This is a genomic window from Paenirhodobacter ferrireducens (assembly GCF_004022265.1).
GTDB classification, from domain to species: domain Bacteria; phylum Pseudomonadota; class Alphaproteobacteria; order Rhodobacterales; family Rhodobacteraceae; genus Rhodobacter; species Rhodobacter ferrireducens.
The window spans coordinates 78,229-99,398 of the sequence record NZ_SAVB01000008.1 but is presented as its reverse complement, the minus strand read 5'-3'; the positions used below and the strand labels follow the sequence as shown (position 1 = coordinate 99,398).

Genomic DNA, 21,170 nt, shown 5'->3' with positions numbered 1-21,170 from the left:
TGGGCGTGGGTATCTGTGGCACGCGCGGGGGCTGCCTGCCCCCGCACCCCCGGAGGTATTTTCCGCAAGGAGAAAGGGATCAGGGCTCTTCCGGGATCCGGTCCTCGAGCGGCGGGATGGTGTAATCGGCGGCGATGCCGGGGCTGCCGGTCTCGTCATGGCCATCCGCCGCGATCCAGGCTTTCGCTGCAGCGAGGTCGGCAAGGGCGAAGACCTTGACCGCGCCCGGGATCATCGGCGCGAAGGCCTTCACGCCAAGACGGATCCATTCGACGTCGCTGACGAGCGCGATGCGGGCGAAATCGCCCAGGTGCAGCATCCCGACCTTCGCGTCTTCCCAGGCGGCGCCGGCGGTGTAGCTCTCGAACTCGGCGCCGATGACATAGAGGAGCTTCAGCCGCCCCTCGGCCGCGATCTTCGCCTCGATCGCCGGGATCAGGTCGCGGCTATAGGCTTCGGCGTCGATCGTGCCCTTGGCCTCGATCGCCAGAACGTCGGCGGGCAGGCCCGGCAGCGTCTCGAAATATCCCTTGGTCATGGTGCCTCCGTGGGGTGGGTTCAACGGACCTGCAGCACGATCTTGCCGATATGGGCCGAGCTTTCCATGCGGGCATGGGCGGCGGCGGCCTCGGTCAGCGCGAAGGTGCTGTCGTGGATCGGGCGCAGCCGGCCGGCGGCGACCATCGGCCAGACCTGCGCGCGCAGCTCGGCCGCAATCGCGGCCTTGGCGGCATCCGATTGCGGGCGCAGGGTCGAGCCGGTGATCGTCAACCGGCGCAGCATCACCTGGGCAAAGTTCAGCTCGGCCTTCGGGCTTTCGAGGAAGGCGATGAAGACGAGCCGGCCGTCATCGGCCAAGGCCTTGACGTCGCGCGGGATATAGCTGCCGCCGACCATGTCGAGGATCAGGTTCGCGCCGCCCTCGGCGCGCAGGACCTCGACGAAATCGGCCTCGCGATAGTTGATCGCGGTGGCGCCGAGCGCCGCGCAGGCGGCGCATTTCTCGGCCGAGCCGGCGGTGGCGAAGACCCGGGCGCCCAGGTTGCGCGCGATCTGGATCGCCGTCGTGCCGATGCCCGAGGACCCGCCGTGGACGAGGAAACGCTCGCCCGCCTTCAGCCCGCCGCGCATCACCACGTTCGACCAGACGGTGAAGCAGGTCTCGGGCAGGCAGGCGGCGTCGCGCAGGCTGACGCCCTCGGGCACCGGCAGGGCATGGGCGGCAGGGCAGACCGCATATTCGGCATAGCCGCCACCGGGCAGCAGCGCGCAGACCGCATCGCCCACCTGCCAGCCGGAGACACCGGGGCCGAGCGCCGCGATCCGTCCCGCACATTCGAGGCCGGGCAGGTCCGAGGCGCCGGGCGGGGCACGATAGGCGCCCGCACGTTGCAGCGCATCGGGGCGGTTCACCCCGGCAAAGGCCACTTCGATCAGGATCTCGCCCGGACCGGGCAGCGGCACCGGGCGCGAGATGGGTTTCAGCACCTCGGGACCGCCGGGGGCCGAAATCTCGATTGCCTGCATCTGCAGCGGAAGGGTCATTGCGCGTGCTCCTCATGGCCGGGCAGCGGGGCGGGCTGGGGCGCGCGGATCGCACCGAGCAGGCCCTTCAGCCCCGGCAGGCGGATGACCGCGCCCTTCACCTTCTCGAACTGCATGACGTCAGCAATGCGGCGATCGAGGAAGGCGCGGGTCTCGGCCAGCCCCTCGCTCTCGTCGCCCAGCCAGAACAGAACGGTCGAGGAGAACACGCCCGACAGCGTCATCCGCTTGGTGTACCAGTTGTAATCTTCGCTTTCGTCGCCAAGGGCGCGCCAGATCGCATCGGAGGTCTCCCACACCAGCCGGGCGCCGGTCGCTGCATGCTGCGGCAGCGCGAACAGCGAGGCGGCGCGACGCACAAGCTCCGGATCGACAAGGCCAAGGCGCAGGGTCACCGCATGGGCGACCTTGTCGCGGAATTTCATGCCGGAAAGGTCGGCATCCGTGAGCGCCGCGACCATCGCCCGGTCGGCGGCGCGGTGATATTCCACGGCGAGATCCACCGCACCGCGCGGGCAGACGAGACGAGCCAGCGCCGGGTCGACCCCGACATCCGCCACCGCCTGTCGGAAGGCGGGCTCGGACCAGCCGTCGAAGGGCACGTGCGGCTCGATCGCGGCAAGCAGCTCGGCCCGCATCCGCGCAACGTCGAGATGGTCATTTCTCATGGCATATTCCTTCGCCACGCCCCGTTTCGGGGAGTGGACAAAACTCCGGTCCCCTGTTATATGGCCCGCTCCTGCAATCTGATGCAACTCTAACTTAGGAAGGTGGTGACACCACATGCAGGTCAGCGTTCGCGACAACAACGTCGAACAGGCGCTTCGTGCTCTGAAGAAGAAACTTCAGCGCGAGGGTGTGTTTCGTGAAATGAAGCTCAAGCAGCATTTCGAGAAGCCCTCCGTCAAGAAAGCGCGCGAGAAAGCTGAGGCCGTTCGCCGTGCCCGGAAACTGGCGCGGAAAAAGGCGCAGCGTGAAGGCGCGCTCTAAGCGACTGGAACCGCTGGCGGGCTTGCCCGCACTGATGACCCCCGTGGCCCTGCCATCGGGGGTTTTTGGTTCTTTTGAACAGGTTGAACCCACCGCAGCAGGGCATCACCGGGGCAATCTCACGGTTTCGTGAATTGCCTGCCGCACCGCCCGCCTGCATCGCTGGCACCACGATGACCGATTTCGGACCCGTCTTTCATCATCTCGGCCTGATCCTGCTTGCGCTCGGGGTCGCGATGCTTGCGCCGGTGGCAGTGGATGTCCTGGCCGCCGACCCGAACGGCTTTGCGGTGTTCGAGGCGGCGCTCGAGACGATTCTCTTCGGCACGCTTTTGGCCCTCGCCGCGAGTCCGGAAAAGCCGCAACCGCTCACCCTGCGTCAGGCCTATCTGCTGACCGCGGCGATCTGGCTGGTGGTGCCGGCCTTCGGCGCCCTGCCCTTCATCCATGGCGAGCCCTCGATCAGCCTGACGGATGCCTATTTCGAGGCGGTCTCGGGCATCACCACCACCGGCTACACGGTGCTGACCGGGCTCGAGGAGCTGCCGCGCTCGGTGCTCTTGTGGCGCGGCATGCTGAACTGGATGGGCGGGCTCGGCATCGCCTTCGTCGCGATGATCTTCCTGCCGGTCATGCGCATCGGCGGCATGCGCTATTTCCAGACCGAGGGCTTCGACACCTTCGGCAAGGTGCTGCCGCGCGCGCGCGATATCGCGATCTCGCTGCTCGAAGTCTATGCCGGGCTGACGGTGATCTGCACCGTGGTCTTCGTGCTGTGCGGGATCCCGCTTTTCGACGCCGCAATCCACGCGATGGCGGCGATCGCCACCGGCGGCTTCGGCACCTATGACGCGAATTTCGCGGTCTGGCCGGTGCCCGCACAATATGCCGGCACGGTCTTCATGCTGCTCGGCGCCATGCCCTACATCCGCTTCTTCCAGCTGGTGCAGGGCCAGACGCGGCCGCTGTGGCACGACAGTCAGGTGCGCGCCTTCCTGCGCTGGTTCGTCCTCTTCAGCACGATCATGATCGGCTACCGGTTGTGGCGCGAGAGCCTGCCCATCGAGCAGGTCGTGCGCGAGACCACCTTCGACTTCGCCTCGATCCTGACCGGCACCGGCTTCGGCGTCAGCGGGGTCGAACCCTGGGGCACCTTCGCGATGGTGGTGGCCTTTCTGCTCGGCCTGATCGGCGGCTGCACCGGGTCGAGCTCGGGGGCGCTGTCGGTGTTCCGGGTGCAGGTGGTGCTGTCGGTGATCCGCGCCGCGATCCGGCAACTCCATTCGCCGCACCGGGTGGTGCAGCCGCGCTATGACGGCAAAACGCTCGACGAGGAGACGCTCGGCCCGCTGATGCTGCATGTCTCGGGCTATATCCTGACGCTCGGCGTGCTCTCGGTGCTGATGTCGATGGCGGGGGTCGACCTGACCTCGTCGCTGTTCGCGATCTGGGGCTGCCTTGGCAACATCGGCTTCGGCCTCGGCCCGATGGTGGCCCGCACCGGCACGATGGTCGATTTCAACGACACCGCCACCTGGATCATGATCCTCGCCATGCTGCTCGGCCGGCTCGGCATGCTGGCGATCTTCGTGCTGTTCCTGCCGCGGTTCTGGCGCGACTAGACCGGCAGCGCCGTGGTCTTGAACACCGTGCGCAGCGCGAAACTCGACTGCATCCCCTGCACACCGGGCAGCCGCGCCAGTTTCGCGCGGTGGATGCGGGCGAAATCCTCGGTGTCCTCGGCTACCACCTTCAGCAGGTAATCGGCCGAGCCCGCCATCAGGTGACATTCGAGCACGTCGGGGATCTTCTTCACCTCGCGCTCGAAGGCCTCGAGCACCTCGTCCGCCTGCCCCGACAGCGTGATCTCGACGAAGACGGTGGTCGGCCGGCCGAGCTTGCGGGCATCGAGCAGCGCGACATAGTCGCGGATATAGCCCTCTTCCTCGAGCCGCTGCACCCGCCGGTGACAGGCCGAGGCCGAGAGGTTCACCCGCTCGGACAGCTCGGCATTGGAGATCCGCCCCTGCTTTTGCAGGACGGTGAGGATTCGACGATCCGTCGCGTCAAGGGTCATGGTCACGCAATCTTCTTCGCCGCGAAGGGCATACGGTCGAAGATATGCGCGCCCATGGCCGAAAAACGCAACCGCTTTTCGATGCAATTTTGCGCGCCCGGGCGCAGGCTGGGGTGGAGGAGCATTTCGGATCGGAGGAGGACCGGATGAAGATCGGATGTGTGAGGGAGATCAAGCCCCAGGAATTTCGCGTCGGCCTGACGCCCTCGGCCGCGCAGGAGGCCGTGGCGCATGGCCATGCCGTGCTGATCGAGGCCGGTGCCGGGATCGGCTCGGGCTTCACCGATGCCGATTATGTCGCCGCAGGCGCGCAGATCGCCGCCGATGCCGCCGCAGTCTGGGCGGCGGCGGAGATGGTGGTGAAGGTGAAGGAGCCGCAGCCGGGCGAGCGCGCGATGCTGCGCCCGGGGCAGGTGCTGTTCACCTATCTGCATCTCGCGCCGGACCCGGCGCAGACACATGACCTGCTCGCCTCGGGGGCGACCTGCATCGCCTACGAGACGGTGACCGACAGCAAGGGCGGGCTGCCGCTGCTGGCCCCGATGTCGGAAGTGGCGGGGCGGCTTGCACCGCAGGTCGGGGCCTGGGCTTTGCAGAAGGCGAATGGAGGGCGCGGCGTGCTGCTGGGCGGTGTGCCGGGTGTGCGCCCCGCGCATGTGGTCATCATCGGCGGCGGTGTGGTCGGCACGGCGGCGGCGCGCGTCGCCGCCGGCATGGGCGCCCATGTCACCGTGCTCGACCGCTCGATCCCGCGGCTAAGCTATCTCGACGACGTCTTTATGGGGCGGCTGACGACGCAATATTCCGACCGCGCCGCCACTGCCGAACTCGTTGCGACGGCAGACATGGTGATCGGCGCCGTGCTGATCCCGGGCGCCGCAGCGCCGAAACTGGTGACGCGGGCGATGCTGAAGACGATGAAACCGGGCGCCGTGCTCGTCGACGTGGCGATCGACCAGGGCGGCTGTTTCGAGACCTCTCGCCCGACGACGCATGAAGACCCGATCTACGAAGTCGACGGGGTGATCCACTATTGCGTGGCGAACATGCCGGGCGCCGTTGCCCGCACCGCGACGCAGGCGCTTGGCAATGCCACCCTGCCCTTCGTGCTGGCGCTCGCCGACAAGGGCTGGCGGCAGGCTTGCCTGGAGGACGCACATCTCCTCGACGGGCTGAACGTGCACGCCGGGCGGCTGACCTGCGCCCCGGTCGGCGCCGCCCTTGGCCTGCCGGTGATCTCTGGCGCCGAGGCGCTTGGGCTGTGACGCAAAGGGCCCGGTCATGCGGACCGGGCCCCTCCCCTTCCGGCCGGTGCCGGATCACTTCTTCAGCGCGTCGCGGATCTCCAGCAGCACGTCGAGCTCGCTCGGGCCGGCGGGAGCGGCGGCTTCCTTCTTCTCGGCAGCGTCCTTGACCCGGTTCACCAGCTTCACCAGCAGGAACACGACAAAGGCGATAATCAGGAAGTTGATGACCGCGGTGATGAAGGCGCCATAGGCGAAGACCGGCGCGCCGGCCTCTTTCGCCGCGGCAAGCGAGGGATAGTCACCCGCACCGAGGTTGATGAACAGGTTCGAGAAATCGAGCCCGCCGGTGACGACGCCGATGATCGGGTTGATCAGATCCGCCACCAGAGAATTGACGATCGCGGTGAAGGCCGCGCCGATGATGATGCCCACCGCCATGTCGACGACATTCCCGCGGGCGATGAAATTCTTGAACTCTTGCAACATGTTATGCCCCTCTCAGCGCCCCTGTGGCAGGCGCAGACCGGCGCAGGGTAGCATGCTCCTGCTGCGGCTGCATCTTTTCCTTGCAGCGGAAATGTGCTCGGCTCGGCGCAAACAGGAGGTGTCGATGACCGATCTCACGCAATTCCCGATCACTAGGCGCTGGCCCGCGGAAAACCCCGAGGCGATCCAGCTTTACTCGCTGCCCACACCGAACGGGGTGAAGGTGTCGATCATGCTCGAGGAGACCGGCCTCGCCTACGAGCCGCATCTCGTGCGCTTCGACACGAACGACCAGATGACGCCCGAATTCCTGTCGCTCGCACCGAACAACAAGATCCCCGCGATCCTTGATCCGAACGGGCCCGGGGGCGAACCGCTCGGCCTGTTCGAAAGCGGCGCGATCCTGATCTATCTGGCCGAGAAGAGCGGGATGCTGCTGCCGCAGGCGCAGCGCTACGAGGTGCTGCAATGGCTGATGTGGCAGATGGGCGGGCTTGGCCCGATGCTCGGCCAGCTCGGCTATTTCCACACCTTCGCCGGCAAGGAGATCGAGGATCCGCGCCCGAAGGAACGCTTCCGCACCGAGGCGGCACGGCTGCTGAAGGTGCTCGACGGGCGGCTTGCGGGCCGGGACTGGGTGGCGGGCGACTATTCCATCGCCGATATCGCCATCGCGCCCTGGCTGCGCACGCTGCGCGACTTCTACAAGGCCGCCGATCTGGCCGGCTGGGCCGATCTGGCCCATGTGCCGGCTTATCTCGAGCGCTTCCTTGCCCGTCCGGCGGTGCAGCGCGGGCTGCTGATCCCGAAACGCGACTGAGGCCGGGCGCAACGGTGACCGCCGCGGTCATGCCGCGGCGGGGCCGGATCTCATTCGGCGCGCAGCACCTTGCACAGCGGCTCGAACAGCTCGCCGTTCGCGGCGATCACGCTGCCGGTCTCGAAGATGTCGCGGCCTTCGCGCACCGGGCCGACGAAACCGCCGGCTTCCTTCACCAGCAGCAGGCCGGCCGCGATGTCCCAGGCCTTGATGCCACGCTCCCAATAGCCCTCGTACTTGCCCGCCGCCACATAGGCGAGGTCGAGCGAGGCGGCACCGAAACGGCGCACGCCGGCACAGACCGGCATCAGCCGGGCCAGATCCTGCAGCGTCGCGGGCAGGGTCGAGCGGCCGCCGAAGGGCACGCCGGTGGCGAAGATCGACTCGATCATCCGGTTGCGGCCCGAAACGCGCAGGCGCATCTCGTTCATGAAGGCGCCCGAGCCCTTCTCGGCCCAGTAAAGCTCGTCCTTGGCGGCGTCGAAGATCACCGCCGAGACGATCTCGCCCTTGTGCTCGAGCGCGATCGACACCGCCCAGTGCGGCAGGCCGTGCAGGAAGTTGGTGGTGCCGTCGAGCGGATCGACGATCCAGCGCCGGGTCGGGTCCTCGCCCGCCTCTTCGCCGGTCTCCTCGCCGAGCCAGCCATAGGAAGGGCGCGCCCCGCGCAGCTCTTCCTTGATGATCCGTTCCGCCTCGCGGTCGGCGCGGCTGACGAAGTCGCCCGGCCCCTTGGCCGAGACCTGCAGGTTCTCGACCTCGCGGAAATCCTTCACCAGCGAGCGGCCGGCCTTGCGCGCGGCCTTGATCATCAGATTGAGGTTGGCGCTGCCTTGCATCGGTTCGCTCCTTCGGTTCAGGCCGCTGCCTTACACGGGCGGAGGCCGGAATCCAAGGGGTTTGCGGCCCGGTCCGGGCGGATTCAGCCGCGCAGGAACTCGCGCCGTCGCGGCAGCAGGATGGTGAGCACGCCAAGCGCCGGCAGACCCGAGCAGATCAGATAGACGAAGCGGATGCCGTGATGGTCGGCCAGCACCCCAAGCGCCGCCGCGGCGATGCCGCCCATGCCGAAGCTGAGCCCGAAGAAGATGCCCGCCACCATGCCGACGCGGCCGGGCAGCAGTTCCTGCGCGAAGACCACGATCGCCGAGAAGGCCGAGGCGAGGATCAGCCCGATCAGCACCGTCAGCACGCCCGAGGCAACCAGCCCCACATGCGGCAGCGCCAAGGTGAAGGGCAGCACGCCGAGGATCGAGACCCAGATCACCGCCATCGGCCCCCAGCGGTCGGCGACCGGCCCGCCCAGCACCGTGCCCGCGGCAACGGCGCCGAGGAACAGGAACAGCATCAGCTGCGCGGTGCGGGTGTCCACGTGGAAGGTGTCGATGAGGTAGAAGGTGTAATACGAACTCATCGAGGCCATGTAGATGTTCTTGGTGAAGGTCAGGAAGGCCAGCACCGTCAGCGCCAGCACCACGCGGTTGCGCGGCAGCGGCAAGGTCTTGTCCATCGCCTTGCGGGCGCGCGTCTTCAGATGCGTGCCATACCAGCGGCTGACCCGGGTCAGGATGGTGCCGGCGATCACCGCAAGCAGGCCGAAGACGGCGACCGAGCCGCGCCCGAAGGGCAACACGACGAAGGCGGCAAGCAGCGGGCCGATGGCCGTGCCGAAATTGCCGCCCACCTGAAACACCGATTGCGCGAGCCCGAAGCGCCCGCCCGAGGCGAGCCGCGCCACCCGGCTCGACTCGGGGTGGAAGATCGCCGAGCCGAAGCCGATCAGCATCGCGCCGACGATCAGCAGCGGCCAGCTTGGCGCGAAGGCGAGCACCATCACGCCGAGGAAGGTCGAGACCGAGGCGAGCGGCAGCGACCAGGGCTGCGGCCGGGCGTCGGTAAAGATGCCGATCACCGGCTGAAGCAGCGAGGCCGTGCCCTGGAAGGCCAGCGTCATCAGCCCGATCTGCCAGTAGTCGAGGGCGAAATCCGTCTTCAGCATCGGATAGATCGCCGACAGCATCGACTGCATCACATCGTTCATCATGTGACACAGCGAGATCGCGATCAGGATCGGGAAGACGGTCGCGCCCGCGTTGGCACGGGCTGGCTGCGGCATGGCGGTCATCGGGCGGTCCCTCGGGGTTGCCCGCCGATCTAGCCCCCGCCGCGGCATTCCGTCACGCCCGGAATTGTGACGGTTACATCACGCGCGCTGCAGCTTGACCGGCTCGGTCCGCGCCAGACGCAGGAAGTCGGCCATGTAGCCCTCGCCCAGATCCTCGTCCCGGGTCGCGGCGTAAAGGCGCTTGCGCAAGCCCTTCTCGGTCACCGGGCGGGTGATGTAGTCGGGCTGATACTTCACCTCGCGCAGCACCCAGTCGGGCAGCACCGCAACGCCGCGCCCGGCCGCGACCAGAAGCAGGATCACCGCGGTCAGCTCGACCTGCCGATGCGCCTTCGGCTCGACCCGCGCGGGGCCCAGCAGCAACGAGAACACGTCCGAGCGCGTCCGGTCGATCGGATAGGTGATCAGCGTCTGATCGGCGAAATCCTCGGCGGTGACATAGGGTTTCGCGGCCAGCGGGCTGGTCGAGGCGGCGATGAAGGTCGGCGAATAGTCGAAGAGCGGATTGAAGGTGATGCCCGCGATCTTCTCAGGGTCCGAGGAAATCACCAGATCCACCTCCTCGCGTGCAAGCGCCGGCAGCGCGTTGAAGGCGAGCCCCGGACGGATGTCGATGTCGACCTCGGGCCAGTCGCGGCGAAAGGCCTCGAGCACCGGAAAGAGCCAGTCGAAACAGGCATGACACTCGATCGCGATATGCAGCCGCCCGGCGCGGCCGGCCCGCAGCGCCTCGAACTCGTCGGCGACGGCGTCGACCTCGGGCAGCACGCGTTCGGCCAGCCGCAGGAGCTTCATCCCGGCGGCCGACAGCCGCAACGGTTTCGAGCGGCGCACGAACAGCTCGACCCCCGCCTGTTCCTCGAGCCCTTTCACCTGATGGCTCAGCGCCGATTGCGTGATGTGCAGGACCTCCGCCGCGCGGGCGAGCCCGCCCGCGTCATGGATCGCCTTCATCGTGCGCAGGTGTCGCAGCTCCAGGTGCATCTTGTTGACAGACTCATAACGTTCTTGAGTATTATGAATTTGTCTCACATCCCGGAATCGGGCACAAGGGCAGCAGAAAACAAGGATGCCGCCATGACCACGCCGACCGTCAGCTTCGAATTCTTCCCGCCGCAGACTCTCGACGCGTCGTTCCGCCTGTGGGAAACGGTGCAGGCGCTCGCCCCGCTGAAACCGGGCTTCGTCTCGGTCACCTATGGCGCCGGTGGCACGACGCGCAAGCTGACGCATGAGGCGGTGGCGACGATCCACAAGAACTATGGGCTGAACGTCGCCGCACACCTGACCTGCGTCGATGCGACCAAGGCCGAGACGCTGGAGATCGTCGACGCCTATGCCGAGGCCGGCGTGACCGAGATCGTGGCGTTGCGCGGCGACCCGCCGAAGGGGGCCATGCATTTCACCCCGCATCCCGAGGGCTTTGCCAGCTCGGTCGAGCTGATCGAGGCGCTGGCCGCCGACGGCCGTTTCACCATCCGCTGCGGCGCCTATCCCGAGCCGCACCCAGAGGCCACCGACGCGCTGGCCGACGTGCGCTGGCTCAAGCGCAAGACCGAGGCCGGCGCAAGCTCGGCGATCACCCAGTTCTTCTTCGAGGCGGACACCTTCTTCCGCTTCCGCGATGCCTGTGTGAAGGAAGGGATCACCGCGAAGATCATCCCGGGCATCCTGCCGATCCAGTCGTGGAAGGGCGCGAAGGGCTTTGCCAGCCGCTGCGGCGCGGCGATTCCCGCGGGCGTGGCCGAGGGCTTCGAGGCGGCGATCGCCGCCGGGCGCGAGCGCGAGCACGCCACCGATCTGTGCATCGAACTGTGCGAGGCCCTGATCGCTGGCGGGGTCGAGGACCTGCAGTTCTACACGCTGAACCGGCCGCAGATGACGCAGGCGGTCTGCGCGGCGCTTGGCGTGGTGCCGGCGGCCGCGGCCGCCTGAGCCTCGCGTGACGTCACGGAACTTTGACAAAGGGGGCCTCGCGCCCCCTTTTCGCTGCGCATGCGAGACGGCAGGCTGCCTCCCGACAAGGGAGAGAGACCATGACCCAACCGATGTATGCCGAAGACCCCGGCGATTTCCTGCCCCTCGAGGCGCTGCGCGCGATGACCGGGCTCGAGTTCATGCGCAAGATGCTGGCGGGCGAGGTGCCGACGACGACGCTGGCGCAGTCGATGAACTATCGTATCACCGCGGTCGAGAAGGGCCTCGTCGAGGTCCGCGGCACGCCCGAGTTCCGCCACACCAACGCCTTCGGCGGCACGCATGGCGGCTGGTACGGGGTGATCCTCGACACCTGCCTGACCTGCGCCGTCATCACCGGCCTGCCGCGCGGCCAGTTCCAGACGACCCTCGAATACAAGGTGAACATGCTGCGTGCGATCCCGCTGGGCACCGAGGTGGCGGGCATCGGCCGGCTCGAGCACCTCGGCCGCTCAACCGGGGTCGCGCGCGGCGAGATCCGCGGCGTGGCCGACGACCGGCTCTATGCCGTCGGCACCGCCACCTGCTTCGTCATGGGCGAGGCGCACTGAGCGCCTCTGCCCGAGCCGGCGGATGCGGGCGCCCTTCTCGGAGAGCCACGGCCGGATCGTCAGCCACCATTCCCGCCCGGCGATGAAGGCGGTGTCGTGCACGCTCTCGGACGGGTCGCGGCCGATCACCCGCGGCGCGCGCAGCCAGAACAACTTGCCCCAGCCGCCCCAGCTGCCGACCGAGGGGGCAAGCGGGTCGGTCGGAAACTCCTCCCGCCAGCCCGCGGGCAGGGCAAGACCCAGCTCCGCGGCGCGGTCGAGCATCCACACCAGCGGGATGTTGGCGAGCGGCCGCGCCGCCTCGAACGTGCCCAGCTGGCCGCCGATGTCGCCATGGCAGCCGCGAAACCAGACCTGTTCGATCCGCGCCGCGCCGGTGTTCTCGCTTGCCCAGAGCAGCGGCTCCAGCACCGAGCGGGTCTCGTGCAGGGCGAGCGCGTGAAAGCCGTGCCGCACCGAGGGACCGAGCCGGTGATCGTGGAAACGATAGCGCGGTTCGCTCAGCATCCACAGCAACGGAAACTGCACGCCCAGCGCCCGCACCGTGTCGAAGGCGCCGACCATCTCGATCGCCGTCTCGGCATGGCAATGGGCGTGACGGAAGGCCTCGGGCGACAGCACCCCCTCGTAATGGCGCCAGGCCAGGGTCACATTGCGCTCGGTCGCCTCCTCGGGGCGCAAGAGGCCGACCCGCTCGATCATCCCCGCCAGCGAGCGCGCCGCGAAGGCGCCGCGGGAATAGCCGATGACGAAGATCCGGTCGCCGGGCCGATAACGCATCGCCAGCCAGCCATAGGCACGGCGGATCTGCGCATTCACCCCCCAGCCGAACCAGACATCGGTCAGGTCGCGCCATTCGCGGAACTGCAGCCCCTTGCCATAGTAGATCGAGGCGCGCGGCACCCGCCGGCGCAGGAACCGCCAGATCAGCCCGATCGAGGTGATCCGCGCCGGGTCGAGCGCGCCGAGCGTGCCGTCGAGCAGCAGCACGTGATCGACAGGCCCGCGCGTGCGCGGTGCGGGCGGCGCCGCCTCGGGCTGTCGCCGGTGCAGATGGTGGCGCGCAAAGGCCACCAGCCGTTCGATCAACCCGCGCATCACCCGGAGCCTCCCGGGATGCGGGTGGCGAAATCCGCGCCCATCTCCCCCTCGCGTGAAAAGACCTTGCCCCGAGCATAGGGCAAGGTCGGTAAACGGTCATTGACGATGTCGTGCGCGGCTCGGGGCGCCGGCGAAGGTCGCGCCCTCAGCCCTTCAGCGACAGCGCGGTGACGATCTCCATCGCCCCGAAGCCGTTGAACCGGGTGTTGGTGGCCGAGGAATAGGCGCCCATGCCATGAAAGACGATGAAATCGCCCTCGGCCAGATCGCCCGGCAGCGGCAATTCCCCCGGCAGCCGGTCGACCGAATCGCAGGTCGGGCCGAAGACGGTGCGGCCGACCGGTGCGCCAACACGGCGCGCCCCCTCGGGCGAGATCACCTCGATGCGGTCAATGTTGCCGATCAGCGGCAGCTCGGCCAGCCCGCCATAGACGCCGTCGTTCAGGAACACATGCGTGCCGTCGCGCAGCGCCTTCACCCGGGTGATATGGGTGAAGGCATCGCCCACCAGCCCGCGGCCCGGCTCGCACACCAGCACCGGACGATCGGCGCCGAAGGCCTCGGTCGCGACCCGGTCGATCAGCGCGAAGATCGCCTCGAGCGCCGGCGCAGCCGCCTCCTGACGATGGCTCGGGAAGCCGCCGCCGACATTGAGCCGCGCCGCCGTCACCCCGGCCGCAGTGCAGATCCCGGCCGCGGTGCGGATATAGGCGTCCCAGGCCATCGGATCGGTGCATTGCGTGCCCGGATGGAAGGTGAGCGAGGGGATGAAGCCCGCCGCGGCAGCCCGCTTCAGAAGTTCGGCCGCAGCCTCGGCCGTCGCGCCGAACTTGGCGCCGAAATGATAGGCTGCCCCCGCGACCGGCAGCTGGAAGCGCACCGAAATCTCGCAGCCCTCGGCCGGCACCATCTCAATCAGCTTCTCGAGCTCGGACCCGGAATCGACCGACCAGGTCTTCACCCCGGCCTTCACCGCATGGGCGATCTCGGCCCGCGCGCGCACCGGGTTGTGGTAATGCAGCGCCGCTCCCGGGGCGAGACGACGGACGAGGTCGATCTCGAACGGCGAGGCGACGTCGAAACCGCGCACGCCGGCGGCCACGAGGTTCTGGATCACCATCTCGTCGGGGTTCGACTTCACGGCATAGGTCACGATACCCGGAAAGCCCCGGATGAAGCGCCGCGCGCTCGCCTGCAACGCGGCGGGCGAGAACACCAGCACCGGGTGCTCGGGTTGCTTGTGACGGATGATTTCGGACGGCGCCGCCCAGATCGTCTTCGACAGTCCCATCGGCTTCTCCCTCGCCAACAGAATTGCAGCCACCTCTTGCCCCGGCTTCACGGGTCGGGAGACGCTTACAGCGTTTCAACCAACCAGGCCAGGTGCGTATGAGGCGCCCTTTTCCTGTCTTTTCAGTTTGCGCTAAATGGGGCACGTTTTCACCGATCAAAAGAGTAGATGTGCGGCATATCATCGTTATAATGACGAGATATTCGGTCAATTTGCAGGCACTCCCATGGATGAACTCGATACGGCGATCCTCGGCCTGCTCTCGGGCGATGCCCGGATGTCGGTGGCGACACTGGCGCGACGGCTGAAGGTGGCGCGCTCGACGATCCAGGCGCGGCTCGAGCGGCTGGAGACGACGGGCATCATCGCGGGCTATACCGTCAAGCTGGGCGAGGCGGCGCGGGCCGGGCGGCTGCGCACCACCGTGCTGCTGACCATCGAGCCGCGCGCCCAGCCCGCGATCCTGACCCGGCTGAAGGCGATCCCCGAGGTCGAGCGGATCTCGACCACCTCGGGCCGGGTCGATCTGCTGTTGCAGGTCGCGGCGAACTCGACCGCGCAGCTCGACGCCGTGCTCGATCAGATCGGCGAGATGCAGGGGGTGAAAAGCTCGGAAAGCCTGATCCACCTGTCGACCAAACTCGACCGCGCGGTCTAGGCGGCACGGCCGGGGGCGCCGCCCCCGGACCCCCGAGGTATTTCGGGCAAGATGAAAAGCGCTCTCATCCCTTCATCTTGCCATAAATACCTCGGGGGGTGAGGGGGGCAGCGCCCCCCTTGCAGCGCGCGGAAAGGCTTTTCCTTGCGGGGTGTGCGCGCTAAACAGCCGTCAAGCCCTGAAAGGACAAGACCGATGACGATGGAAAAGACCTTCGACGCGCGCGAGGCCGAGCCTCGGATCTATGCGAAATGGGAAGAGGCCGGCGCCTTCAAGGCCGGCGCCAATGCCTCGCGCCCGGAAACCTTCTGCATCATGATCCCGCCACCGAACGTCACCGGCGCGCTGCACGTCGGCCATGCGTTCAACAACACGGTGCAGGACATCCTGGTGCGCTGGCACCGGATGCGCGGCTTCGACACGCTGTGGCAGCCCGGTCAGGACCATGCCGGCATCGCCACCCAGATGATGGTGGAGAAGGAACTGGCGAAGACCGGCCAGCCCGGCCGCGTCGAACTGGGCCGCGAGGAATTCCTGAAGAAGGTCTGGGAGTGGAAGGGCAAGTACGGCTCGACCATCATCAACCAGCTCAAGCGCCTCGGCTCGTCCTGCGACTGGTCGCGCAACGCCTTCACCATGTCGGGCGCGCCCGGCGCACCGGCGGGCGAGGAAGGCAACTTCCATGACGCGGTGATCAAGGTCTTCGTCGAGATGTACGGGAAGGGCCTGATCTACCGCGGCAAGCGGCTGGTGAACTGGGATCCCCATTTCGAGACCGCGATCTCCGACCTCGAGGTCGAGAACATCGAGGTCGCGGGCCACATGTGGCACTTCAAGTATCCGCTCGCGGGCGGGGTGACCTACACCTATCGCGAGAAGGACGAGGACGGCACCGTCATCTTCGAGGAAGAGCGCGACTATATCTCGATCGCCACCACCCGCCCCGAGACCATGCTGGGCGATGGTGCGGTCGCGGTGAACGGCACTGACGAGCGCTATGCCGCGCTGATCGGCAAGCTGTGCGAGATCCCGGTGGGTCCGAAGGAACACCGCCGGCAGATCCCGATCATCGCCGACCCCTACCCCGATCCGACCTTCGGCTCGGGCGCGGTGAAGATCACCGGCGCGCATGACTTCAACGACTATCAGGTGGCGAAACGGGCGGGCCTGCCGCTCTACCGGCTGATGAACACCCGCGCGCAGATGCGCACCGACGGGCTCTCCTATGCCGAGGCGGCGAAGCGCGCGATGGAGATCTCGAAGGGCGCGTCCTTCACCGAAGCCGAGGTCGACGCGCTCAACCTCGTGCCCGAGGAGCTGCGCGGGCTTGACCGCTATGCCGCGCGCGAGGCGGTGATCGAACAGGTCACGGCCGAGGGCCTTGCCGTGATGGTCGCGAACCCGAAGGCCGGCGAAGAGGGCGAGCCGAACGTGATCCCGCTGGTCGAGGCGAAGCCGATCATGCAGCCCTTCGGCGACCGCTCGAAGGTGGTGATCGAGCCGATGCTGACCGACCAGTGGTTCGTCGACGCCGAGAAGATCGTCGGCAAGGCGCTGGACGCGGTGCGCAATGGCGACACCGTCATCATGCCCGAGGCCGGCGAGAAGACCTATTTCCACTGGCTCGAGAACATCGAGCCCTGGTGCATCTCGCGCCAGCTCTGGTGGGGCCATCAGATTCCGGTGTGGTACGGGCTCGACCTCGGCGCGCCGGGCTTCCGCGACGACGAGGGCGACGGTGCGCTCGACGAGGTGGAACTCGGCCGGCTCCTGAACGAGGGCGGCATGCTGCACCGCAATGACGTCTATCATTGCGCCCCGGCCTTCGAGGCGGTGACGGCGGCCTTCAAGGACGAGATCGCCGATCTGCCGATCCCGCTCAGCCATGCGCGCATCGTCGAGGTGGCCGACAAGCAGGCGGCGATCGACACGCTGGCGGCAAGCCTCGCCGAGTATAACGTCAGCCAGGATCCGACCGTTCTGGTCTATCCGGTCTGGCGCGACGCGGACGTGCTCGACACCTGGTTCAGCTCGGGGCTGTGGCCGATCGGCACGCTCGGCTGGCCGAACTGGGACGAGAGCACCTCGAAATACTTCCCGACCGATGTGCTGGTGACCGGCTTCGACATCCTGTTCTTCTGGGTCGCCCGGATGATGATGATGCAGCTTGCCGTCGTCGATCAGGTGCCCTTCCACACCGTCTACCTGCATCAGCTGGTGCGCGACGAGAAGGGCAAGAAGATGTCGAAGACGGCGGGCAACGTCATCGACCCGCTCGAGATCATCGACGAGTTCGGCGCCGACGCGCTGCGCTTCACCAATACGTCGATGGCGGCGATCGGCGGCGTGCTGAAACTGTCGAAGGACCGCATCGCGGGCTATCGCAACTTCGGCACCAAGATCTGGAACGCCACCCGCTTCGCCGAGATGAACGGCGTGTTCGAGGGCCCGGCCGCCGCCGGCGTGCCGCAGCCCCGGCACACGGTGAACCGCTGGATCATCGGCGAGACCGCCAAGGTGCGCGAGACGGTCGATGCGGCCTTTGCCGCCTACCGCTTCAACGATGCGGCGCAGGCGCTTTACGCCTTCGTCTGGGGCAAGGTCTGCGACTGGTACGTGGAATTCGCCAAGCCCCTCTTCGACACCGAGGAAGCCGCCGAGACCCGCGCCACGATGCGTTGGGTGCTCGATCAGTGCTATACCCTGCTGCACCCGATCATGCCCTTCATCACCGAAGAGCTCTGGGCGCTGACGGCCCCCGCCGAGGGCCGCGCCAAGATGCTGGTGCATGGCGACTGGCCCATCTATGGCGCCGAGCTGATCGATGCCGAGGCCGACCGCGAGATGAACTGGGTCATCGACCTGATTGAGACGATCCGCTCGAGCCGCGCGCAGATGGGCGTGCCGGTGGGGCTGAAGCTGCCGATGGTGCTGGCCGAGGCCGACGAGGCCGCGCGCACCGCGCTTGCCCGCAACGAGGCGCTGGTGTTCAAGCTCGCCCGTCTCGACAGCCTGACCGAGACCGCGATCCCGAAGGGCGCGATCTCGATCCCGGTCGCCGGCGCGCTCCTCGGCCTGCCGCTCGAGGGGGTGATCGACGTCAAGGCCGAGAAGGCCCGGCTCGAGAAGACCCTCGGCAAGCTCGAGAAGGAGGCGGCGGGCCTGCGCGGCCGGCTCTCGAACCCGAAGTTCATCGAGAACGCGGCCGAGGAGGTGATCGACGAGGCCCGCGAGAACCTCGCCGCCCGCGAGGAAGAGGCCGCCAAGGTCGCCGCCGCGGTGAAGCGGCTCGCCGAGCTCGGCTGAGCCATGGCGGGCTGGCTCGAGAAACTCGCCGAACGGCGGATGCTCAAGGCGCGGGCCGAGGGCAGGCTCTCGGGCCTTGCAGGGGAGGGCAAGCCCCTCCCCGACCGCACCGGCGAGGCCTTTCTCGATGCCGGCGAGGCGGTCGGCTTCCGGATGATGGCGGCGGCGGGCGTGCTGCCCGAAGAGATCGTGCTGAAGAAGCAGGTCGAGGCGGTCCGCGCCGAGCTGGCCGCAGAAACCGACGAGACGGCGCGCCGCGCCCTGATGGCGCGCCTGTCCGAGCTGATGATGAAACAGGCGATCGCCGAGGAATCGCGGCGCAAGTTCCTGAAGGGCTGAGCTCCCTCCTGTTTTTCCTCGATCAACTACTCCCGCCGGAGGCTCCCGCTCGCGGGCAGAGCCTTCGGCGGGAGTAGTTGCGCCAAGGAAAATCGGCAGGTCAGAAGGCCGGCGCGCGGTGCTGCAGATTGGCGGCGATCACCTCGAGCTGGTCGGGCTTGCCGATAAGCTCCACCTGCTCGCGGCTTTCGGCCATCAGCACGGTTTCGGCGGGCGCCGCCCAGGCGGTGGCGATCAGCCGCTTCGCCGCCCGGATCGCCGAGGGGCTGCGCGCCGCGATCGTCTCGGCCAGTTCGGAGGCACGGGCGAAGGGATCCTCGGCGATCTCGGTGACGAGGCCCCAGTCCCGCGCCTGCTCGGCCCCGATCTCCTCGGCGGTATAGGTCAGGCGCCGCACCACATCGGCGCGGGTCAGCTCGGGCAGGGTCACCATGCCGCCCATGTCGGGGACAAGGCCCCATTTCATCTCCATGATCGACAGCCGCGTGCCGGGCGCCGCAACGCGGATATCGGCGCCGAGCGCAAGCTGGAAGCCCGCGCCGAAGGCCACGCCATGCAACGCCGCGATCACCGGCACCGGCAGCGTCCGCCACACCAGCGAAAACTGCTGGAACCGGTTCGCCGCGCCATGGCTGCGCGGCAGGATCAGATCCTCGGCCCCGCCCTGCGCAAGGCGGGCGAAATTCGCGACATCGAGCCCGGCACAGAAGGCCCGCCCTTCGCCCGCCAGCACGACCGCGCGCAGCCCCGGCTGCGTGGCAAGCCCATCACCCGCCTCGATCACCGCGTCGATCATCTCGAAATCGACGGCGTTCATCTTCTCGGGTCGCGTGAGCGTGACATAGGCGATCCCGCCCCGAATTTCCGTGGTGAGCCGAGCCATGTTTTCCTCCCTGTCTGCCTTTTTCCCAGTATAGGCGGTGCACCAGCGCATGGCAGCGGGCCCGCGCCCGGGTGACGCGACGAAATCTGCCCCCTTGCCGGAGGCGGGCTTTGCTCCTAGGGATTTCGCATCATGACCGGACCTCGCTACACCCCGTTGATCGACACCCTGCCCTCGACCGTGCCCTTCGTCGGGCCGGAAACGCAGGAGCGCCGCATGGGCCATCCCTTCGCTGCCCGTCTGGGCGCGAATGAGAACGGCTTTGGCCCCTCGCCGCGCGCGATCGCCGCGATGGCGGCGGCGGCGGGCGAGGCGTGGAAATACGGCGACCCGGAGAATTACGAGCTGAAGGCGGCGCTGGCCGCGCGCCATGGCTGCCGGCCCGAGAACATCGTGGTGGGCGAAGGCATCGACGGGCTGCTTGGCTATCTGTGCCGGCTGGTGATCGCGCCGGGCGATGCCGTCGTCACCTCGGAAGGCGGCTATCCGACCTTCAACTTCCACGTCTCGGGCTTTGGCGGCGTGCTGCACAAGGTGCCCTATGCGGGCGATGCCGAAGACCCCGAGGCGCTGCTGGCCCTGGCCGCTCAGATCGTGCCGAAGCTGATCTACATCGCCAACCCCGACAACCCGATGGGCTCGCATCACCCGGGCGCGACAATCGCCGCGATGGTGCCGCGCGTGCCCGAGGGCAGCCTGCTCATTGTCGACGAGGCCTATGTGGAACTCGCCCCCGAGGGCACCGAAGCGCCGATCGACGCCGATGATCCGCGGGTGATCCGGATGCGCACCTTCTCGAAGGCGCATGGGCTGGCCGGCGCGCGGGTGGGCTATGCCATCGGCGCGGCGCCGCTGATTGCGGCCTTTGACAAGATCCGCAATCACTTCGGCATGAGCCGGATCGGTCAGGCCGGTGCGCTGGCCGCACTGACCGACACCACCTGGCTTGCCTACATGCGGCGACTGATCGGCGCCTCGCGCGACCGCATCGGCGCCATCGCGCGGGAAAACGGGCTCGTCCCCCTGCCCTCGGCCACGAATTTCGTCGCCATCGACTGCGGTCGCGACGGCGCCTTCGCCCGTGCCGTGCTGGCGGAACTGACCTCTGCGGGCATCTTCGTGCGGATGCCGGGCGTGGCGCCGCTCGATCGCTGCATCCGCGTCTCCTGCGGCCCCGAGGCCGAGGTCGAGGCCTTTGCCGCGGCCCTTCCCGGTGCGCTTTCGCGCGCCCGCGCGGCGCAGTGAGGTCCACGGGGACTCACGTTTCCCTCGCTCAGTGGTGATTTGCCGCAGGCGCGACGCGGGCGCAGGCTCCTGTCCAAGGGAACAGGAGTTGCAGATGAGCAGAATCAACCGCACCCGACGGATCGCGATGCTCAGCCCCGTCGCCTTCGCCATCGCCTTTGGCGCCTATGCCCAGGGCCGCGGCGGCAGTGATGTCCACGAGGGCCAGAAGATGAGCGGCGCCAATGCGACCGCCGATGCCGCCCCCTCGACCGAGGCGTTCCTGGCCGCGAACCGCAAGATGCACACGGCGATGGACGTCCCCTATACCGGCGACGCCGACATCGACTTCGTGCGCGCGATGATCCCGCATCACGAAGGGGCGATCGAGATGGCGCGGATCGCGCGCGACTATGGCGATGACCCGGACGTGCGCAAGCTTGCCGAGGGCATCATCACCAACCAGCAGGCCGAGGTCGACTGGATGGTGCAGTGGCTCGAAAAGCACGGCAATCCCTGAGCCTTCCGCCTTGCGGCGCCGGGGTCTCCC

The 21,170-nt window shown here is 67.8% G+C and carries 22 protein-coding genes; 11 read left to right on the top strand and 11 right to left on the bottom strand.

Features of this window, described 5'->3' with window-relative positions:
- Window positions 1–79: 79 nt before the first annotated feature.
- From EOW65_RS08080 to EOW65_RS08070, 3 genes are read right to left on the bottom strand one after another with little or no spacing between them, the layout of a single operon-like run.
- A complete protein-coding gene (locus EOW65_RS08080; RefSeq protein WP_128148453.1) occupies window positions 80–538 on the bottom strand; it encodes a SpoIIAA family protein in 459 nt (152 codons plus the stop codon).
- A gap of 20 nt (window positions 539–558) precedes the next feature.
- On the bottom strand, window positions 559–1,545 hold the full coding sequence (locus tag EOW65_RS08075) for an NAD(P)H-quinone oxidoreductase (protein ID WP_128148452.1): 987 nt from the start codon (window positions 1,543–1,545) through the stop codon (window positions 559–561).
- A complete protein-coding gene (locus tag EOW65_RS08070) occupies window positions 1,542–2,213 on the bottom strand; it encodes a COQ9 family protein (protein WP_128148451.1) in 672 nt (223 codons plus the stop codon). The genes EOW65_RS08075 and EOW65_RS08070 overlap by 4 nt, the downstream gene beginning before the upstream one ends.
- A 115-nt stretch (window positions 2,214–2,328) precedes the next feature.
- Here EOW65_RS08070 and rpsU point away from each other — a divergent pair, with 115 nt between their 5' ends.
- Window positions 2,329–2,535 carry a 30S ribosomal protein S21 gene (gene rpsU, locus EOW65_RS08065; protein WP_011748553.1) on the top strand — a complete coding sequence of 69 codons (207 nt, stop codon included), beginning with the start codon at window positions 2,329–2,331 and terminating at the stop codon, window positions 2,533–2,535.
- Window positions 2,536–2,708: 173 nt separating this feature from the next.
- On the top strand, window positions 2,709–4,157 hold the full coding sequence (locus EOW65_RS08060) for a TrkH family potassium uptake protein (RefSeq protein ID WP_128148450.1): 1,449 nt from the start codon (window positions 2,709–2,711) through the stop codon (window positions 4,155–4,157).
- On the opposite strand, the gene EOW65_RS08055 is transcribed toward EOW65_RS08060, so the two are convergent.
- Complete coding sequence (locus tag EOW65_RS08055) at window positions 4,154–4,612, bottom strand: Lrp/AsnC family transcriptional regulator (RefSeq protein ID WP_113900560.1); 459 nt, start codon at window positions 4,610–4,612, stop codon at window positions 4,154–4,156. The two genes, EOW65_RS08060 and EOW65_RS08055, sit on opposite strands and share 4 nt — an antisense overlap.
- 146 nt (window positions 4,613–4,758) lie before the next feature.
- Between EOW65_RS08055 and ald the strand changes: the two genes are divergently transcribed.
- Window positions 4,759–5,877 carry an alanine dehydrogenase gene (gene ald / locus EOW65_RS08050; protein WP_128148449.1) on the top strand — a complete coding sequence of 373 codons (1,119 nt, stop codon included), beginning with the start codon at window positions 4,759–4,761 and terminating at the stop codon, window positions 5,875–5,877.
- 54 nt (window positions 5,878–5,931) lie between these two features.
- On the opposite strand, the gene mscL is transcribed toward ald, so the two are convergent.
- The gene (gene mscL / locus EOW65_RS08045; protein ID WP_128148448.1) at window positions 5,932–6,345 is read right to left on the bottom strand and encodes a large conductance mechanosensitive channel protein MscL; all 414 of its coding nucleotides are present in this window, start codon (window positions 6,343–6,345) and stop codon (window positions 5,932–5,934) included.
- A gap of 124 nt (window positions 6,346–6,469) precedes the next feature.
- Here mscL and EOW65_RS08040 point away from each other — a divergent pair, with 124 nt between their 5' ends.
- Window positions 6,470–7,165: a glutathione binding-like protein gene (locus EOW65_RS08040; RefSeq protein ID WP_128148447.1), complete on the top strand. Its 696-nt coding sequence runs from the start codon at window positions 6,470–6,472 to the stop codon at window positions 7,163–7,165.
- 50 nt (window positions 7,166–7,215) lie between these two features.
- Here EOW65_RS08040 and EOW65_RS08035 read toward each other — a convergent pair whose 3' ends face one another.
- The 3 genes from EOW65_RS08035 to EOW65_RS08025 all read right to left on the bottom strand — a co-directional run bounded on the left by EOW65_RS08035 (window position 7,216) and on the right by EOW65_RS08025 (window position 10,274).
- Window positions 7,216–8,004 carry an inositol monophosphatase family protein gene (locus tag EOW65_RS08035; RefSeq protein WP_128148446.1) on the bottom strand — a complete coding sequence of 263 codons (789 nt, stop codon included), beginning with the start codon at window positions 8,002–8,004 and terminating at the stop codon, window positions 7,216–7,218.
- An 83-nt stretch (window positions 8,005–8,087) separates the two neighbouring features.
- Window positions 8,088–9,290: an MFS transporter gene (locus EOW65_RS08030; RefSeq protein ID WP_128148445.1), complete on the bottom strand. Its 1,203-nt coding sequence runs from the start codon at window positions 9,288–9,290 to the stop codon at window positions 8,088–8,090.
- A gap of 78 nt (window positions 9,291–9,368) precedes the next feature.
- On the bottom strand, window positions 9,369–10,274 hold the full coding sequence (locus EOW65_RS08025; RefSeq protein ID WP_128148444.1) for a LysR family transcriptional regulator: 906 nt from the start codon (window positions 10,272–10,274) through the stop codon (window positions 9,369–9,371).
- 93 nt (window positions 10,275–10,367) lie between these two features.
- Between EOW65_RS08025 and metF the strand changes: the two genes are divergently transcribed.
- Together metF and EOW65_RS08015 are read left to right on the top strand one after the other, a co-directional pair.
- The gene (metF, locus tag EOW65_RS08020) at window positions 10,368–11,225 is read left to right on the top strand and encodes a methylenetetrahydrofolate reductase [NAD(P)H] (RefSeq protein WP_128148443.1); all 858 of its coding nucleotides are present in this window, start codon (window positions 10,368–10,370) and stop codon (window positions 11,223–11,225) included.
- A 101-nt stretch (window positions 11,226–11,326) separates the two neighbouring features.
- Window positions 11,327–11,818: a PaaI family thioesterase gene (locus tag EOW65_RS08015; protein WP_128148442.1), complete on the top strand. Its 492-nt coding sequence runs from the start codon at window positions 11,327–11,329 to the stop codon at window positions 11,816–11,818.
- Here EOW65_RS08015 and EOW65_RS08010 read toward each other — a convergent pair.
- Both EOW65_RS08010 and EOW65_RS08005 read right to left on the bottom strand, forming a co-directional pair.
- Window positions 11,720–12,916: a DUF2235 domain-containing protein gene (locus EOW65_RS08010; RefSeq protein WP_128148441.1), complete on the bottom strand. Its 1,197-nt coding sequence runs from the start codon at window positions 12,914–12,916 to the stop codon at window positions 11,720–11,722. The genes EOW65_RS08015 and EOW65_RS08010 overlap by 99 nt on opposite strands.
- A gap of 148 nt (window positions 12,917–13,064) precedes the next feature.
- Window positions 13,065–14,210 (bottom strand): type III PLP-dependent enzyme, encoded by a 1,146-nt coding sequence (locus EOW65_RS08005; protein ID WP_128148440.1) that lies wholly within the window; start codon window positions 14,208–14,210, stop codon window positions 13,065–13,067.
- A gap of 226 nt (window positions 14,211–14,436) precedes the next feature.
- Here EOW65_RS08005 and EOW65_RS08000 point away from each other — a divergent pair, with 226 nt between their 5' ends.
- From EOW65_RS08000 to EOW65_RS07990, 3 genes are all read left to right on the top strand, one after another.
- Window positions 14,437–14,868, top strand: coding sequence for an Lrp/AsnC family transcriptional regulator (locus EOW65_RS08000; protein WP_128148439.1), 432 nt, complete (start codon window positions 14,437–14,439; stop codon window positions 14,866–14,868).
- 195 nt (window positions 14,869–15,063) lie between these two features.
- A complete protein-coding gene (locus EOW65_RS07995) occupies window positions 15,064–18,174 on the top strand; it encodes a valine--tRNA ligase (protein ID WP_128148438.1) in 3,111 nt (1,036 codons plus the stop codon).
- A 3-nt stretch (window positions 18,175–18,177) separates the two neighbouring features.
- Window positions 18,178–18,513 carry a DnaJ family domain-containing protein gene (locus tag EOW65_RS07990; RefSeq protein WP_128148437.1) on the top strand — a complete coding sequence of 112 codons (336 nt, stop codon included), beginning with the start codon at window positions 18,178–18,180 and terminating at the stop codon, window positions 18,511–18,513.
- 100 nt (window positions 18,514–18,613) lie between these two features.
- Here EOW65_RS07990 and EOW65_RS07985 read toward each other — a convergent pair whose 3' ends face one another.
- A complete protein-coding gene (locus tag EOW65_RS07985) occupies window positions 18,614–19,396 on the bottom strand; it encodes a crotonase/enoyl-CoA hydratase family protein (protein WP_128148436.1) in 783 nt (260 codons plus the stop codon).
- 132 nt (window positions 19,397–19,528) lie between these two features.
- Between EOW65_RS07985 and EOW65_RS07980 the strand changes: the two genes are divergently transcribed.
- Together EOW65_RS07980 and copM are read left to right on the top strand one after the other, a co-directional pair.
- Window positions 19,529–20,641 carry a pyridoxal phosphate-dependent aminotransferase gene (locus tag EOW65_RS07980; protein WP_128148435.1) on the top strand — a complete coding sequence of 371 codons (1,113 nt, stop codon included), beginning with the start codon at window positions 19,529–19,531 and terminating at the stop codon, window positions 20,639–20,641.
- A gap of 94 nt (window positions 20,642–20,735) precedes the next feature.
- A complete protein-coding gene (gene copM / locus EOW65_RS07975) occupies window positions 20,736–21,140 on the top strand; it encodes a CopM family metallochaperone (RefSeq protein ID WP_240664579.1) in 405 nt (134 codons plus the stop codon).
- Window positions 21,141–21,170 lie beyond the last annotated feature (30 nt).